Origin of the sequence: Sulfuracidifex tepidarius (genome assembly GCF_008326425.1) — an archaeon.
In the GTDB taxonomy this organism is placed as follows: Archaea; Thermoproteota; Thermoprotei_A; order Sulfolobales; family Sulfolobaceae; genus Sulfuracidifex; species Sulfuracidifex tepidarius.
In genome coordinates, this window is the sequence record NZ_AP018929.1 from 2,103,245 (window position 1) to 2,120,444 (window position 17,200).

16 protein-coding genes and 1 pseudogene are annotated in these 17,200 nt (G+C 37.1%); 6 read left to right on the forward strand and 11 right to left on the reverse strand.

Going from position 1 to position 17,200, the window contains the following annotated elements:
• Window positions 1-332: 332 nt before the first annotated feature.
• Window positions 333-2,129, reverse strand: a complete 1,797-nt coding sequence (locus IC007_RS10770) for a S53 family peptidase (RefSeq protein ID WP_149528751.1) — start codon at window positions 2,127-2,129, stop codon at window positions 333-335.
• A gap of 1,402 nt (window positions 2,130-3,531) precedes the next feature.
• On the opposite strand from IC007_RS10770, the gene IC007_RS10775 reads away from it, so the two are divergent.
• Entirely contained in the window at window positions 3,532-4,077 is a 546-nt protein-coding gene (locus IC007_RS10775) for an amidohydrolase family protein (RefSeq protein WP_054846603.1), read from the forward strand.
• A 116-nt stretch (window positions 4,078-4,193) separates the two neighbouring features.
• On the opposite strand, the gene IC007_RS10780 is transcribed toward IC007_RS10775, so the two are convergent.
• The 4 genes from IC007_RS10780 to IC007_RS10800 form a co-directional block, all read right to left on the reverse strand.
• Window positions 4,194-4,451, reverse strand: coding sequence for a winged helix-turn-helix transcriptional regulator (locus IC007_RS10780; protein WP_084739890.1), 258 nt, complete (start codon window positions 4,449-4,451; stop codon window positions 4,194-4,196).
• Between the two features lie 1,109 nt (window positions 4,452-5,560).
• Window positions 5,561-6,130 carry a DUF1286 domain-containing protein gene (locus IC007_RS10790; RefSeq protein WP_149528752.1) on the reverse strand — a complete coding sequence of 190 codons (570 nt, stop codon included), beginning with the start codon at window positions 6,128-6,130 and terminating at the stop codon, window positions 5,561-5,563.
• The gene (locus IC007_RS10795; protein ID WP_054846604.1) at window positions 6,130-6,513 is read right to left on the reverse strand and encodes a hypothetical protein; all 384 of its coding nucleotides are present in this window, start codon (window positions 6,511-6,513) and stop codon (window positions 6,130-6,132) included. The genes IC007_RS10790 and IC007_RS10795 overlap by 1 nt, the downstream gene beginning before the upstream one ends.
• Window positions 6,514-6,522: 9 nt before the next feature.
• Entirely contained in the window at window positions 6,523-6,777 is a 255-nt protein-coding gene (locus IC007_RS10800) for a helix-turn-helix domain-containing protein (protein WP_054846605.1), read from the reverse strand.
• 226 nt (window positions 6,778-7,003) lie between these two features.
• Between IC007_RS10800 and IC007_RS10810 the strand changes: the two genes are divergently transcribed.
• Entirely contained in the window at window positions 7,004-9,031 is a 2,028-nt protein-coding gene (locus tag IC007_RS10810) for a hypothetical protein (RefSeq protein WP_306344632.1), read from the forward strand.
• A 111-nt stretch (window positions 9,032-9,142) separates the two neighbouring features.
• Complete coding sequence (locus IC007_RS10815; RefSeq protein ID WP_054846606.1) at window positions 9,143-9,832, forward strand: hypothetical protein; 690 nt, start codon at window positions 9,143-9,145, stop codon at window positions 9,830-9,832.
• On the opposite strand, the gene IC007_RS10820 is transcribed toward IC007_RS10815, so the two are convergent.
• Both IC007_RS10820 and IC007_RS10825 read right to left on the reverse strand, forming a co-directional pair.
• A complete protein-coding gene (locus IC007_RS10820) occupies window positions 9,782-10,039 on the reverse strand; it encodes a hypothetical protein (RefSeq protein WP_084739891.1) in 258 nt (85 codons plus the stop codon). The two genes, IC007_RS10815 and IC007_RS10820, sit on opposite strands and share 51 nt — an antisense overlap.
• A 1-nt stretch (window position 10,040) precedes the next feature.
• Window positions 10,041-11,897, reverse strand: coding sequence for a VirB4 family type IV secretion system protein (locus tag IC007_RS10825; protein WP_149528753.1), 1,857 nt, complete (start codon window positions 11,895-11,897; stop codon window positions 10,041-10,043).
• A gap of 49 nt (window positions 11,898-11,946) precedes the next feature.
• On the opposite strand from IC007_RS10825, the gene IC007_RS10830 reads away from it, so the two are divergent.
• Window positions 11,947-13,464 (forward strand): Ig-like domain repeat protein, encoded by a 1,518-nt coding sequence (locus IC007_RS10830; RefSeq protein WP_149528754.1) that lies wholly within the window; start codon window positions 11,947-11,949, stop codon window positions 13,462-13,464.
• A 4-nt stretch (window positions 13,465-13,468) separates the two neighbouring features.
• On the opposite strand, the gene IC007_RS10835 is transcribed toward IC007_RS10830, so the two are convergent.
• A complete protein-coding gene (locus tag IC007_RS10835; RefSeq protein WP_149528755.1) occupies window positions 13,469-13,939 on the reverse strand; it encodes a hypothetical protein in 471 nt (156 codons plus the stop codon).
• Between the two features lie 397 nt (window positions 13,940-14,336).
• Here IC007_RS10835 and IC007_RS10840 point away from each other — a divergent pair.
• A pseudogene (locus IC007_RS10840) lies at window positions 14,337-15,354 on the forward strand (transposase).
• Between the two features lie 23 nt (window positions 15,355-15,377).
• Here the strand turns inward: IC007_RS10840 and IC007_RS10845 are convergent.
• Both IC007_RS10845 and IC007_RS10850 read right to left on the reverse strand, forming a co-directional pair.
• Entirely contained in the window at window positions 15,378-15,815 is a 438-nt protein-coding gene (locus IC007_RS10845) for a hypothetical protein (protein WP_149528756.1), read from the reverse strand.
• A gap of 3 nt (window positions 15,816-15,818) precedes the next feature.
• Entirely contained in the window at window positions 15,819-16,289 is a 471-nt protein-coding gene (locus IC007_RS10850) for a hypothetical protein (protein ID WP_054846891.1), read from the reverse strand.
• A gap of 182 nt (window positions 16,290-16,471) precedes the next feature.
• On the opposite strand from IC007_RS10850, the gene IC007_RS13490 reads away from it, so the two are divergent.
• Entirely contained in the window at window positions 16,472-16,630 is a 159-nt protein-coding gene (locus IC007_RS13490) for a hypothetical protein (protein WP_054846892.1), read from the forward strand.
• Between the two features lie 27 nt (window positions 16,631-16,657).
• Here the strand turns inward: IC007_RS13490 and IC007_RS10855 are convergent, their stop codons facing one another.
• Window positions 16,658-17,194 carry a hypothetical protein gene (locus IC007_RS10855; RefSeq protein ID WP_054846893.1) on the reverse strand — a complete coding sequence of 179 codons (537 nt, stop codon included), beginning with the start codon at window positions 17,192-17,194 and terminating at the stop codon, window positions 16,658-16,660.
• Window positions 17,195-17,200 lie beyond the last annotated feature (6 nt).

Here is a 17,200-nt window from a genome sequence, read left to right on the forward strand (position 1 = left end):
TTTCTATATATAAGAATAAAATTAAGAATATTCTAAAGTTAATAGTTTAATTCTATTTTTCCGTCTTTATATGAGTTTCCATGTAGTTCCTCAAAAAGGTTTGATGTTGATTGAACAAATTTAAATCAATCGTCCTTCTACCTTTTTGTAATAATGTAATTATAGAAATATATTTTTATATATACCTCCTATGGCTTAAACTTGAAATATTTTACGAGATAAGAGTATGAATACAAGGTACGTTTCTCTTATGTATTCACATCGCCTCAATATAGAAAATAAAGATGAAAAAAGAAAAGAGAAAAACCTTTCTAAAAAGAAGTATTAACTTGTCACGTACCAGAAATCTCGTTGTATAGTCTCAAGTCATGAACCATACCGTATGCGTCATATGTCCCTGGACCGGTCACGAAGTTCCATCCGTAATATGCAGGCAGAGGATTGTTACCCTCAGTTACAGGGATCCACGCTGGTAGTCCCTGCACTATTCCCTTTGGTGTGACAATGATTCCCGAATACGATATATGATACAAGGCGTAATTCAGGGCACCTAGTCTCTCTCCAGTGAGAGCAACCATGGCTGCAGTCATAGGTGAAGCACCGCTTGTCCCATACCACAAGAAGAGCTGTCCTTGATAGATCAGAGGAAGACCAAAACCGTACTCTGTGATGTTGTATCCTCCTGCGGACACGAAAGCTATGTCAGGATACGTTCTCCCTATGGGTGGAGTGAATGGGATTAGGGATGTCAACTCGTAGGTCTGTACAGGGAAGACTGTACTGATACCTCCTGTGCTATAGTCCCAACCAGTGGCACTATACACTGTATCGTTCTCGGTCACGTTAAGGAAAATCCCTCCTACTGCAGTGACGTAGGGATCGCTTTCTGGATACCATATCGTGTTATACGTACCTATGTGGAAGTTAGGTGGTGGATGATCGCTCTCGAATCCCCAATCTCCTGACGCAGCCAATACCGAAATTCCCTCGTCCGCAGCTTGTATCATTGCATTGTGTATCATGTATAACATAGCAGGGTAGTACGCGCTAAGTAATGACTCGGGTACAGTAACGGAAGCTGATATGACTTGTGGATAGATATAGTTCACCATGTAATAGTACTCATAATAATAATTCAGCAAGTTCCCCACTAGAGCTGGCCCTCCTACGTAACCGTTGCTGAATACCACGTATACGTTTGACGCAGGAGCGAAGACTCCGGACCACTCAGCATCGAGTTCATTTTCACCCGACTGAGCTTGAGCTTCTGTCCCAAGCGTGACAACCTGAAGCTTTCCAGTGTGAGGTATAATGGAGAAATCCTGCCAGAAAGTGTATACGTCACTCTCATTTATGTAACCCTCAGGCTGTCCTACTATCGCTATCTTCATTCCCTTTCCTAGAAAACCTTGGTCGTAAAGTTTGGTGAAATTAAAGTAGTTAGCTATCACTGATGGAGTGACAAGGACGTTTGATATTATCCCTGGGTTTTGGGCTCCATGAACCATCTCCACTTTCCAAGCTTCTTCCATCGCAGGGTATACCTTTGGATCTACGCTGTCTATCCCTACTATTCCCAAGACGTACTTGCCGACGTTGTAAGGCAAGGAAGGAGTTACGTTATTGGTAAAATAATAGAAAGGTCCTATGTCAGTGATTCCAACTAAATGATACCAATAGATGTCCTTGTAAGGATAGTAGTAGACGTTTATGTATGTGTTGAACGCTCTATCTATTTGTCCTGCAGTACCATTGAAGGTTAGAATTAACCCGTAGTCTCCGGTCTCTTCTATGCCGAAGGACTTAAGGTAATTCACCAGGGAATTCTTATACGACGTAGACGGATAGTAATATTCCCTGAACTTTCCCGAAGAGAGGTAAGGCGATTGATGGTAAACTATATTCTGGGTCTCGCTCATGAGAGACGAATAGTTGGTGAAGTTAAGAAGCACCGCGAAAGGTATGGAATAGTTTGAGGGAAGTGTCTCCACGAACTGTGACCCTGGCAGTATCGAATATTGAGGAGAGCTAGTCCACACATAGTACGCTGACTGATTAGAGGCTATACCTAAAACCTGAAACGAGGAAAAAACCATGACTAAGACGAACGCTATTAATACTTTCCTCATCAAAAGAAAATATTAGCAGACCGTTATAAGCATAACTGTGAATAATTTTCTTTTAGGAAAACAAAAAGGGCATTTCTTTTGATTAAGTATACCAAGTTGTAAGATTTTGTAGCTTATAATTTTTCATTTAAAGCTAGATCGGAGCGAAAATGAAAAGTAATTCAGTAAAAACGCGGTGATTGATAAAAAGTATATAATTCTAGCGTAAGACATAACCCTTAAAGTTGAAAATACAATAGACATATCTTTATGTAGAACAAGTTTGATTAAACATTTATCTTTTATTTCGTTAAAATTCAAGATATAATGATATTGGCGAAAACTTTATGTACACCGTACTTAAATAGATTATATTTTAAGTAATAACTAGAAATATTTGATTAAAAATTGAGCTAATGTGTTATTATGTTAAAGTAAAACAAGGGAATAAAATCAAAGTGCAATATCAACTTTTATTCTGTTGTGTATTACTATAATGTTAATATACCAGATTAGCAGAATGACAATTCAACTCATGGACTTTGTTACTCTTTATCATACCATATAGTTTTTGCGATTCGTATGGTTTTTATGATAACTATTTCTTCTAAATGACGGACATAAATTAATGTGAGACAAGCTTATTATTTTTAATTTATATTTATAAATTAATAACTTATGCTTGTAGCTAGAATTCTTATATTACGTCTCCTCATTAATTTTTAGGGATATTATTACACTATTCTCATTTATGTCCGTTGATGTTCGGATTACAGATCGAATGTTGTCTATAATTCCCTCATAGTATCCAGATATAAATGTTGAATATTTCTTATTAAAATTGTGATGAAATACAATCATGTATTCATTGCCCTTCTGATCTACGTCTACCTTATACATGGAGGAATAGATTGATGTACTAATAATCAGATTAATAAATGACTTTACATTTATATCAAGTCTATTTTCCCTCGAATTCCATAATATCAAATATTCCTTTCCCCAGTTCTTTCCTAATTCATACCCTTTATCTCTAAGCTTATCCTCCTCTTCAGTTAAGAGATCTAAAATAGCTCCAAAGAACCGGGAGGAGACTGTTATCTCTCCAGAACTTATCTTTCTTACTTTGTAAGTATAATTACAAAACTTTGTTAACTCCTCATTAACTATAGTGTTGAATTTCTTGTTCTCCTTGAAAGCTATGTTTTCTAGAATAGCGCTCTAAACAATACGAGTTTAAAGTTTTAATTAAAGTTTTAATTTTTTATTCTTTTTATATTTTATTTGATAGTTAAAGAAAAATTTATATCCATTTTTTAATTGACAAAAATTTGAGTTTTAGGCTTATAAAATGTTGTTCCTTGTAGGTGAAAGAATTTGAAACTTCAGCAAACCTTTTACTCTCTCTGTAGGTTTGAATCTCATGATAGCATTAAAGGGAAGGATATTCAATGGCGAAGGGATAACGGAAAACGGAGTTGTCTTCATAGAAGGCGGAAGGATAAGTAAGGTAGGCAAAGACTTAGACACGTCAGGCTTTAATACGATAGAAGGAGGTTTCATCACTCCAGGCCTAATAGATGCACATGTCCATTTCTTCGGAACAGTTAACGACAATGTACTTGAGTGGAACATAACCCCTGAAGGTCTGTCTGCTGCCAGAAGTGCATCAGACATGATAAGGCTACTCTCAGCAGGTTTCACTACAGTAAGGGATTTAGGGAGCAAATCCGCAATATATCTGAGCAGGGCTGAAAGGGAGGGAACTTTGATAGGCCCTCGGATAATAGCTTCTGGATATTCAGTAGCTGAAACCGGCGGAAACGACGATCCCAAGGACTTGCCATTAGATGTCGCACAACGTCTTTCGTACTCCTTCTACTGTGACTCACCTTGGGAATGTAGAAAGGCAGTGAGAATGAGCATAAGACAGGGGGCAGAGGTCATAAAGGGCTATTTCGTTTTCTAAGAAAGGCTTTAGAAATACGTTAAGGTTTTCGATTTACTTGCTTATGATAATGTAAAAAAGGAGTAATGGAAAACTAGATTTCTACTTACGGTTTAAGGAAAAGGAGTTTTCCGCGTTTACGCGTTTAATTCCTTTAATAATTTAGTACTTACACAGTAAAGTCTAATCCTCTTTCCTTCACCGTTTCTTAACCATCTACGTGTTATTATATGCTCTTCTGCTAAACGTGACAGATACACTTTTGCAGTGCCTCTGTTTATACCTAAGTCTCTTACTATCTCATCTAACGACACACAGTTTTTACGTGCTATATAAAACAGTAACTTTTCCCATAACTCCATATGAAAAATAACGCAAACCAGGGTTAAATACATTGTTACCTTTCATCAGCACGTGGGAAGTTGAGTTTCGGGAGTCAGTCCATTAGGATTAAATCCGTTGTTACTTTGCCTTCATAACTGTGAGAGCAAGCTCTTTTAACTAAAATTTTGCGGATCCAACCAGGATTAATTTTCCCAGTCGACTGGATACATATATATAAGCTTTATGCGAAAAGTTTAAATATAAATGCCCAATCAACTGGGAAACATTTTTTGCAGTAAACTTGGAAATTTATTCTAAAATTGTAGAGGGAAAACGTGCCTTAAGGATTTTTAAATTAATAAAAATAATCATGAACAAGAAAACTTTGCTCATCCTTTCATTTATTCTCTTAAGTATTGTGATAACTGTTTCCGCAATTCTTACACACATTTATATCTCTGCTATACAAATTTGTATAACTATAGAGATACTTAATTCAATTCAAATACATTATTATTTTACAATATATTATGACGAATGTATTACGTGGATTTGTTGCATTATATCACTTCTTGCCTGCATTTATTGTATATTGTTAGCTAATAATGTAAAGTTTGATGAGATTAGGAAATTGGAAGAAAGAATTTTTTCCTATTAAAATGGCGATATTATTCAAATTTTCTAACACATAAAGAAAGTGTAGGATCCCTACATATGTGCTTATACTACTTACTTAACAATTTTTCAAAATTCAATGAAAAGAAAGTTTAAAGCTACAGAATTAGAGATATTTATCAGCGGGTTCAGCGGGCCACGCTTTCATCACCGCTCAGAGTGGCCCTCGGGCGAGGGTCACTCACCCGCTTCATCACCCATTTCTACTTCTGTAAAAACACATTTAAAAATCTTTCTGTTTTTATTTTTTCTCAATTAATATCTCACTAGGAATAATGATAATAAAGATGAGCAAAAATTTTGGATTCAACGAAAGAAAATTATGAGATAAATAAAGAACGCGAGAAATACGATAAGTATTAAAGTTTCAACTAATCGTTCCCGCTTCATCTCTTCTTCCTCAATCAGTGATTTACAAACTACTTTCAAACACTCTAAATTTCTTCCACATAGATCTAGACAGTTTTTCTCTTCTTTTTTCATGCTTACTCACCTATAAATAATATTATTTGTAATAATAGTAGTACTGGTAGTAGAAATAATGATGTGAAATATAATATGCAGTCAATAGGAGCAAAAAACCGGCTATTATTGCTAAACCGTTAATTGCTGGATTATCATATCTGAAATGTGCTAGGGCAAATCTCCTCCATTTTCCGTATTTTTTAACGTAGATTCCTCTTTCGGTAAAAACGTCTAATAACATATGAGAGGGCCCAACAACTAGACCGTTTAACAGTGTTAGTAAAATCACTTTATTGTTAAGAAGGGAGAAATAGTATTCGTGATAGCTAAACCCATAGTAATAAATCAATAAAAGGATAAGGACCGGGACTATGGAAACAATACCCCAAATTACACTTCTGGGGATTGTGTGGGTCAACGGTGTCCTTACCGGGATATATCCGTACCTAGTTACAATCTCCTTATGGCCAATCCTATCAATCAAGAAATTGCCAATTACTGAAACTATTCCGCTCAAGATTAAAGTGTAGTAAAAATATTCATGAAAGAGTACGGAGTCCAGAAGTGATAATAGTCCCGTCGAAAAGATGTAATGGGTTCTTAACTTCATTAGAACCTCCTCAAAGCGTCTAACAAACTTTTTAGCAATTCTACTTCAGCTTTAACTTCGCTTTCTAATGTCCTTTTTAAGGGAAGTATTCTACTAGTTTCAAATTTTAGATGCAGTCCAGTATTATCATTTATTATTGGATATAACCATATTGAAATCTTATTCTTCAATTTATTATTTTTACTATAAATTTCCCAAACAATATCGGACATGCTGAAATAAACAATAGCATTATATTTATTATTAATAATATATGATAAATTCCCCGCAACTTCTATACTCTTTGCGTCATAAAATAGTCTGAGTACTCCAGGAGAAATAAAAAATCCCTTAAGCTTTTTATAATTATAAGGAAGTTCTGTTTTTATTACTATTTCCTTCATTTATCCACCTCAGTTAGAATTTTTCAAAATATTAATGTCATAAAATTCTAAATCATTTAAATCTAGCATAAGTTGTGCTATAGTTCTTATTGTTTCATCTACATAATATCGGTCATTCTCTTTCTTCACGATCCCCGCTGCGGTCAAAAATTCTAGTATATGATACACAGCTTCTTTTCGAATGCCCGTTGTCGAAGAGATATCTTCGACAGTACCATCTGTATTTGCTAAAATTATCAGAATTATATCATCTATACTGTTCAAATCATTAAATAGAGAGCTAGTAATATCATTCCACCCCCTAGAAGAGTTATTGAAAGATTTCTATACATCTTAGAAAGTTTAGGTTGAACATTTAGTTCAAATAGTAGTAGATAAACTGCAGAATAGAAAAAGAATATTATCGTTGGCACTAATAGCATTATTTTTATAACAATATCGAACGGGAGCACTTTATCACCATAATTCTGCTTTTTAAAAACCCCAAATTGTGGGAGAAGAAGTGGCGGGTAATGCATTCGGAATAGACATAAGACGTTTCAGTGTCCTAGTACTAGCTATAATAATAATTTTAGCATTCGTTGCGAGCTTTGCGAATATTAAAATTCCTCAGAACTCTTCAACAATTCAGATAGGGACATCTACACAGACTGAACAATATACGCAACCTAAGTTATTCAGTTACGTCTATAACAAAACTATAACATTGAGTCCCACACTTCAAGATCTGCAATATGTAAGAGCTAGCTTTGCTAACACCAAAGCTCCTTACTACAATATTTCTCCAGAAGCTTACATCTTATTCAACTTCTCTCAGCCTGACAACAATATGTTACAATTACTTCTAAATGCCCTGGCATGGAACGCATCAATTGTAGCTCCGGGTCCATACGGTGCTCTTCTGAGTATAGCGAGTGCTGCATATGTTCAGATACTGAATTATACTAACACCACACTGCAGCCGTTTCCTTTGAACAAAAATGATACAGAGAACTATTCAAAATATGCCATAATTGTGAACTACGCTAAGGACTTCGAGACACCTGAGAGTTTCCAGCCTAGTTGGAGCTATCCTCCCTCAGATAACATAACAGTAAGTCCCCTAAGTTACAACATAATCGATACATATACTGTAAAAGTAACTATTAGCGTCAGTTATAGTACCAGTACGTCCTTGGCTTCATCGTCAACATCTCAAAACGGGAATCAAACTATCGTTACAAAATATTACAAAATGAGTGTATCCGGGACTGTATATCTTCTAGCAAACGGCAGTAGCATAGCATCTAATAATTTTCAATTTTCATATACTGCAGTTCCGCCTTACAAACTGAATTATCAGAATACCTCCATTTATCAGCAATCATTTACAATTTCCGGAAACGTTAGTGTGCCTCCAGGTGTTTTGAGAACTGTATATTTAACATATAACGTTACAGCATATCAGTACAAAAAGGAACAAACGAGCGGAAATACAACATATATATGCTACTATCCAACGAATCCCTCTTTCAATTACAAGCCAGATTATTTTAACTGGTATGAATACAACGTTACGATCCCTGTAACAATAAAAGTCCTCAATGGGACAGCCCCAATAACTACCATAAATAATGAAAACTATATGGGAAGGACAATCAACACTTATTTTTGGTATACTGTCTGGAGCTCTGACCCTACGTCTAATACTACTTCGATACTAACTTACGATCATATTCAAGTAGCGAACTATTCGATTAAGCGAACGTGGGACGCAGGAAGTATAGAAATTATTCCACAACTGAATACACAGACTTCTGGAAATACGATAAATTACTATCTTACTTTCAATGTCAAAAATAATTTGGTTCGGCCTCCGCCTTGGATTAATCAGCAAATGACCTACAATAAGTATGCAGCAATTTCGTGGTTCTACTTGGAGCAAAACGCTAGTTTATCTCACTCACTTTATGAATTTATCATGAATACTATCAACAAGACTGACTATCAGTTCTGGAAATCTGAGTACTTTATTCTAGCTTCACAATTCGTTATGTATACTTTCAATACTACTTATAGCGTCTTCAATAATCTTCTAGAATTAGAGAGTTTTTACGAAAACTGGAGCTTAGTAGACGCAAACATACTTAATTTGAGCGCATGGCCTAAAACGCAATACTTTAACGGTCTGCTGGTGTTTTTCAACGTGAGCAGAATCCCCGTAATTTATAACGATACGATATTCTTCAATATAACTGGGAATTACGAAGTATATCTGACCGACATTTATAACGCCCTACAATACCCACAGTGGAGTAAAGTTCCATTCGGCAATATGTGCTACTATTTCAACCCGCTCGACAACAAAACAATATATTTCTATAAATTCAACAATCAAAATGTACCATATATCGGCGAGCATCTCAATTTCTATTATACGAATTATATACCAAGCATAATCTATGCAATATTTGTATATCCTAAGGGAACGAGTGCATACATTACGGCAATCTGGAACGGTACTGCATGGGTAACATAGTTTTTAAGTCAATCTTTTTTATAGAATTTATTTCGTTAAACACCCCAGTTTACTGGTAATACTAATTTTTCATAGAAATTCTTTCAGGTTTTTAAAAAGCATGATTTTTTGATGGTTGAAGAGTGTACTATAGTTACCACAAGGGAAGGATATACAGTTGATTCTTGTACGGGTGAAGTTATAGATTTCGAGGCTTACGACAGTGTTGATTATAGCGGCTTAGAGTACTATGAGAAAGTAAGCTCTTCAGTAAGAAAAAGAGAAGAGAAGGAAATAAGAGACATGAAGAAAATAGTCTTAAACTATTTACTTTCGATAATGACTGAAGAAGAGAAAAACGAGTTTTACAGAATTTTAAATCAAATCGAGAGGCATGGAAGGAAAGCGGATTCTGCACTGTACTTAGCTATTTATGAGCATATTTTGAGCAGAGAAGGGAAACAAGTTAAGCGTGATTATCTGAAGTTCATTAGAAGTAGAGGAATCGGAAGATATGCGATACGTCAACGTAAGAAGTTACTTAGACAGATGCTTAGAGAGGATCCAGTTATACAATATATTAAATATGAATATAGCGGGGATAAGGAGGAGGATTTGAAAGTATATGAACTACTGAAGAAACATAACTTAGCTTACGATAATGCGAAAAAGAGAAAGCAAATATTATTGAGGTATTTGACTGATAAAAAACTCTTGAATGAATTACTCGAAAAAGAGAAAATTGAAGAGATAGGCAATACTATACTTTTGCTAAACATCAGGGATTTTGAGAGCTTCTCTTTCAGTCAGTTCCCCGTCTAAAATCTTCTCTACAATCCTCTCGTTTAATTTTTCTGCAATATATGCCTCATTTTTTGTTAGATATCTGATATAATAGACATCCCTAACCACAGTAATTTGTACATAAGCGTAGTCATCTTTAATAATAATAACTACGCCGTTTGGAAGCTTATTGATCCTCGTTCCTTTTCTTTTCGCAACTCTTTCAATAAGATCGACGATGCTCATGTTACTCAGTCCTCCAGCGCTGTTTCTCTTCTTCTGTGAGTTGAATTCGTACGTGTGTTGTAATAGCTCCAGTCCTCAATATTCCCCTTCCCCTGGTACTCTTTAAGATGTAGTCTATCTCTTCTTCTGATAAATGAGCTAAACTTGCTAGATCATTTACAGCCTCCCTCTCTTGCTTCAGAATTAGCTTGTTGTCGGCTAACTGCCATGCCTCCTTAGCATAATTATTCATATTATAATGTTGTATAAGCTGTGTCATTGTTATCATACTAGTCCTCAGAGCCCTAGCAGTTCTGTAGATTATTGCAATGATCTTAGCTACGGATTGATACTCAAACAGGAAGTGAGCCTCATCAATTAAGATCAGTTTTTCAACATCTCTGGGGAGCTTATTGATTAACGAATAAGCATATAGCATTAACATCGTAGCTGCAAGTCTTTTCTTTCTAGTGTCCTCAGTCTGAAGGCCGAGAATGATAAACTTCTTCCCCTTTAATGATGGAGGAGTTCCCATAAAAACGAATTTATCAGCCCCAGAAGTCATGTTTAACAGAAAGTTCTCTAATTTTCTGTATTCTGTTGCGAATTTTTTGCTTGCCAAATCCTCCAGATTATCCCTTAATTCCTTAAGGCTCTTATTCTGTTCTAACTGACTGGCCAATATTCCTCTTAATTCTAGTGGGATCCCATAGGATTCAATTAGGAAATCGGCGATATCACCGCTTGAAACTATTCCCTCTGAGGCTAAAGCCACTGGATCTAGGCCTATATAATCGCCATCTCTGAAAGTAATGTTTAAATCGGCTTCGTTAGCAAAGAAACGATTATAATTACTCATCGGGTCTATGACGATTATATAAATCTTATCGTGGGCTTTCCTTAGCCTATCAATTAATACTGCACCTGTGGTTGTTTTTCCTGCTCCAGCAGTTCCAGTTATCGCCCAATGGGGATTCTGCCTTCCATTAATTGCTAAATACGGATTAGTTGCAATAGGAGCTCCTTTATCGTCAGTCCCTAAGAAGATGCCGTTAGGCTCAACTAAGTTAAAACCTACTAAAGGATAGAACTTTGCAAGACTGACATTGCTACTTATTCTGTATCCTACATTGTTGCTAAAATTATATAGCTCAGCTTGGGCACAACATGGAACATCTAAAAGTATTCCGTTTTCCTGTGCATTCTTAACTAATTCTCTAGTTAAAGATTCTAGTTCTTGAAACGTTTTTGCATGAACTACAAAGAGAAAACGGAATTTCAAGGGATCCGCAGCTTCCTCATCTAAATCTTTCTTAAGCTGATAACCTGACGTTAACATCTCTTCAATTTGTACGCTTAAGTTCCCATATCTCGTCATCTTCATGCGTTTAACTTCTAAACTGTTCAGATAATTTCTAACACTAGTCTGAGGAATTTTCTGAAACTGTATAACGAGCTCAAACAACTCCGGATTTATTGATTTGAAGTCTATCCTTCCCAGAGCTCCTTCCATAATTCTCACACTATATCTATAGCTCACTAAGACCCTAGCAAAACCTTGATCCGTCTCTAAGTATTTTGCTCTCTCTTTCTTAATCTTAGGCCTTTCTGGAGGTTCAGCAGTCTCTAAATCCATCTCTTTCTCTGTGACTAATTGAAAGCTAGATGATATTATGGGGAATTTAGTCCCTTCAAACTCGTAAGTATCAGGTTTACGACTGATGTAGATATACCCGTGTTCTGCTTGTGATAAAAGCGTCGATAGTTCCTTCATCTTCATATCTCTGTCTTCTGGGCTTAGTAAGAAGAACGGAACACCCTCAAGTCTGTAATATCTCTGCTTTGCTTTAGTTTCCGTTTTACCGTTTCCGAATAACATCTTTCCTCGTTTATTCAGCTTTTAAAAGCAGTAAGAGTAGGGAAAGGAAATGAAGAGATCATTAACAATATTCATTATAATATTATTAACGCCTAGCTTGTTAGGAGGAATAGGTAATATCGTGACAATAGCACAGACCGGAAACGGGATCACAGTAGGCAATTTTATCTCGACGCTTTACGATATAATACCGCCTTTATTATTACTACTGGCAATTTTAGCTAACAGATATGATCAAAGATACGCTTTAGTACTGTTTGCAGCTTCTTTAGCCTCAGCATTGTTCTTGGCAGCTGCGGGAAAAACAACAATTCCAGGCATATATACACCAGGAAATATAACGTACATACAACTGAATATAAAAGGTCCTTCAACAATTTATATTGGACAGACGGGGACATGGACCATATCTGGGGCTAATGTAACACCACAATGGTACATAATGAACGTAAGTAACGGCGTAAAAATAGCGTCCGGCTCTGGGACGTTAATAAGCTGGAACGATATCTCTCCAGGGAAGTATGTTATAGTTGCAACCTATATAGGAAATTCTACGAATAGTTCAAGTATCATTTATGCGTATGGAAGTTTCGTCTTCAATAGTCAATATCCGCCATCGCCTCTAGGGTGGATCCAAGAAGCAATAGAATCAGCATTTCAGGATTTAATTAATACTGTTGTAGGCGGATTTAGCCTAATAGGGAGCTTTGTTTCATCAAATATCGTACCGATTAATGATTTCGTTTATTCACCAACCACAAATGCTTTTACAATCTCAATATATTTTAAAATAGAAGAACTAATGACTGGTTTAGCGATGCTTCTGATTGCAGCGTCGATAGCGTACAACGCATTTAGAGGGTTTTACTACGATCTTATTGATTTAGCAAGGGATGTGTTATATAAGTTGGGAGTTTGGGGTCTGTTCACATCCGGAGGACTTACAATCTACGACTATGCTGCGGGTTTCATAAATTATCTTATAAATGTAACAGTAGGACCGTATTTAAATGCGATAGCTGGTGAAATGCTGACTTCTATAGCATCGTTTTGGGCATTATTCGCCGCTTCAAATGTTATAGGTTTCGATTTTGCGAGTGCTTTACGTCAATATGCAACGGATGTTGTATTGTTCTATTCGATATTTGTAGGGCTGGCATTTGTAAGATACGCAATATTATTGGCAGCAGTGTCTCTAATCCCATTAGCTGCAACATTATGGATCTTTGAATGGACGAGACCGATTGCCGGAATAATAGTAGATCTAATAGTGGGATTGATGGCTTCTGGTATTATCGCAGCAATCACTTTCGCTCTTTTAGAGCAGATGGGGATAGGAATAATAATATTCCTAGCAGGACCTATCATCGGAGGTGTGGAATTTGCAGTCACTCTATTTCTTACTTTCACCAGTTTAAAGCCACACCAACATATAGCTGGGTTAACAAGACGAGTAGGGGGAGGTAGTGATGGGGGAGGAACTCAGCCCCCTTCGCCTCAGCCACAGAGTCCCCAAGCACCGTCTCAGCCTGAACCCAGAGAAAGAAATCCATCACCGTATATGTGAAAAATCATCTTTTCAAGTAAACATTTTTTATATAACTTACAATATTATTCGGATCAACTGTATTATTAATCTCGATATTTTTATCATTAAGAAAAACCTTCAGATTCCCTTTCATTTCTTTGCCATCAAACCATGTTTTGATAACCTGGACGTCTCTTACTTGATCCCATGTAAACATTAATTTATTATTCCTCCATACGCCCTTTTCGTTAATCCAAAAATAGTTCCAACCCCTTGCTAGGATGATAGCAGGCTCTTTGGGGAATCTAGTCTTCATAATAAGTATAGCTAAGGCGAGCGGAAAGCCTAAAAATATCGTAACAATTATGATCAACGAAACGAGAAACATGTAAGAGGTTTCCAGACCCGTGTCTAATGAAGCATAAGATGCAAAAGAGAAAAATAACGTCAAAAATATCCCGATGACAACAGGTAACATCAACTTTCTTTTTATTCTTCCTATATCGCTACTCATCAATTTTCTTTATCTCTTTCGAATTTATATGCTTTTCGGTGAAAATCTTAACTCCACGGGAGTTTAACGTAAATTTACCTTGAACTGAAGGATAGTTCAAAGGAAGAGTTAAAGGGAAAAAGGAGGTCAACTCTAGGATAGTTAAATTATTACTCTTCTGTGTCTAAGATCTAATATTAAAATGCTCAAACATGCCATAGGGTGTATGACAGACAATACGACAATAATCACAGTTATCGGGCGGCTCAGGAGTCCATTGCGATTTCAATTTATTTCTATAGAATTAGATAGTAGAAATTGATTCTACATTTTCGGTAACACTGATAGGGGGCGAGCATGAGGTAATATCATGGAACTGTAAACTGTGAACGAGGTAACCCTCTACGGGGTCCGGATTATGGAGCTCGTAGAGGGACCTGGGAAGATATCCCTCACGCTCGTCCCCAAGATATTACCCGATGACGCCTTATTGAACAAACCGGTCCAGGAGATCGAGAGGATGGCCTTGGAGGAAGCTGAGAAAACTAGTCCCAGCTACCAGAGGGGTAAGGAGGTCAAGAGGAAGGGTTACGCGAGCTACAGGTTCCTGAAGGGGTTTGGGATCGTGATGGACGAGAGGGAGACGAAGTACGAGTTGGAGTGGATATCGGTGAAGCTGCCAGTGCTTTACGGTGAAGGGAGGGTGAGGACCCAGGTCGAGGAGACTCTACTGAGGGAGGAAAGGAAGGTCTTCGCGTCCCTAATGTTGGTCTACTCGGTTAAGGGAGGTAAGTTGAACGCCAAGCTCTGGATGCCCGAGATTGAAACGGGAGGCGACTTCAACTACGTGATAGTTGACGGGAAGTACGTGAAGCTCAAGGGGCGAAAGGCGGTCCTCCTCGTGGCTATGGGCGTGACCCGGGAGGGAAACAGGGCGGTCCTCGAGCTCATCATAAGCGAGGCTGAGGACGCCATCTATTGGAGTCTCCTGGTCAGGGTCTGGAAGAAGACCAGCTTCGTCCTGGTCGTGGCTGACGGGATCAAGGCCTTGGACAGGGCGATCTCCCTAGCTGAACTTCACGTGGGGAGGCAAGGCTGCCTGGTCCACCTGAAGCGTACGACCAAGGAGGAAAGGGAGGCTTTAGACGCGATCACCTCGTCCGCCGAGCTCGGCAAGATCATGGCCGAGACCAACCCTTCTAAGCTACCTCATCGCCGACAAGAAGCTCTGGAAGTGGCTAAAGTCCAACAACCTGGTCGAGTCCTTCAACTCCCTCCTAGAGAGGAGGTTCGGGTTGTTTCACTCTCCCTGGAGGATACTACAGCTCGCGCGGGCCATAGCCCTCTACTACAACCTATCGGCCTATTTTCTCGCTATCGTACTAATATTACGATCATCTTCATTCTTCTCACTTTCATCAAAATATACCAAATAATTTGTACATTAGATAAGTCTAATTTAAAGCCAGAAAATACAATTCGCAATGGACTCCTGAGCCGCCCACCTTATCTCTATTGGACTAATATTATTAACACTGTCATCAGGAAAATTAACACTGTCATCAGGAAAGAATGTTACTACAACAAAATTGCCATTACCTTCTTCTGCTATAACTATTCGAAATAAGTAAACTCGTCTTGGAAGACGATGAATATACCTTATATAGAAAGTTCTTCTACTAACTTCTCCCAAATTGGAATTAATTGGCTCATCAATACATAATTCATTATCTGTACAGTTGTTAAATATTGGGATAATGCATCTTTGTATAATTTCTGTAAGCCCATATAGTAAACAATCCGTGCATCCTTGTGAACCGTTTCGTTGTTTTTCTATTATGTCATTACAATGCTTTAACACATGACCTCCATATCTGATTAAAGGCTGACGAGACATCGTTCATTCACCTTGAAGCCTTTGCAAGATTCCCATTAATTTGTCAATTTTCATGTAGGACTTCTCTATATCGAATTCCAGTTTTGCTAATCCTACGTTCTCTATGATAGACATTTTAGTGTTAGCAATAATTCGGCGGTAGTTAGGAATATAATCAGAGTCTATAAAATACAATTCTACGTAATAGGGTTCTAAACAAGCGTTATCAAGTAGCAAAGTGCGTAATAATGAGTTGAACTCCTCTTTTAACATACCTTTGGGTAGATCTAAGATCTCCATAAATATACTTACTAGTCTGTTCTCGCAGGTAAAGCCTAATTCAACTGCAGAATGAAAGCTAACTTTTCTGAGATTGTCTTCCTTTTCAACTTCCCTGAAAATTAAACTAAAAGAATTTGATCCATTTACCTTAATTTTAGGGCGGATCTTAGTTAAATTATACTTGATAGGAATTAATGGGTGAGATTCTGGCAAATGTTTCCACCATTTCTTTATTTACTTTTAAGTAGGACGAATTAATATACTTTACGCTTATCTTAAGTTAGTCCTTATTTTCCCTTTAACTCTTTCTTTGAACTATCCTAGAGTTAAAGGCAATTTTACGTTTAACTCCCGTAGAGTTAAAAATTATAGCCTGTGAACGATATTATTTCTTGATGCAGTACATTATTAGAGTCAAAGATCCGAAACAGATAATAACACTTGCAGAGAAGTATAAGGCATTCCCGATGGAATTAACTATTTACTTAAATGATCCACAAGCAGTAGGTGGATTGAAGTCAAGAAGGAAAGTAGATGTGTTAAAAATAGAATAACTTTTTCCTTTTCCGTTAACCGAGAGTTTACTTCTCCTTCTTAATCTTTTTTATCACAAAGTAGACAACTTGAGCAGATAATAGCCCAGTCCCGATACCAAATGACGCTATTGTAAACCATAGTTGCATGGGTGTCAATGACACAGCTTGAAGTTCTGTAATCCTTACGAAGCTTTGAACAGATATTAGAAGAAACATTGCCCCGACTACCGTAAGTATTAAATCAATATACTTTCCTAACATCGGTAGTACTTCCGTCTTCTTCTCAGCTTTCTTTTCGCTAGGTTTCATTAGGTCTCTCAAATAGAACTTTATGAAGTAATAAACATACTGAAACTCATCCATGCTTTTCTCTTCATACAGAATTATGAAGATCACCGGGACCGAAGCCGCAAAACTGACCATTATATCACGAAAAGCAAGCGCTATCGCTATCATTATGAGCGGGAAGATCACTAATAACTCCTTTATGTTAATGTTCTTAATTCCCAATGGGAATGATTTTTCATCTAAACCGCTTACAGTCCTTAACCAGCCGATTAAGTATTCCCTTAATCTTGCCATATTCCC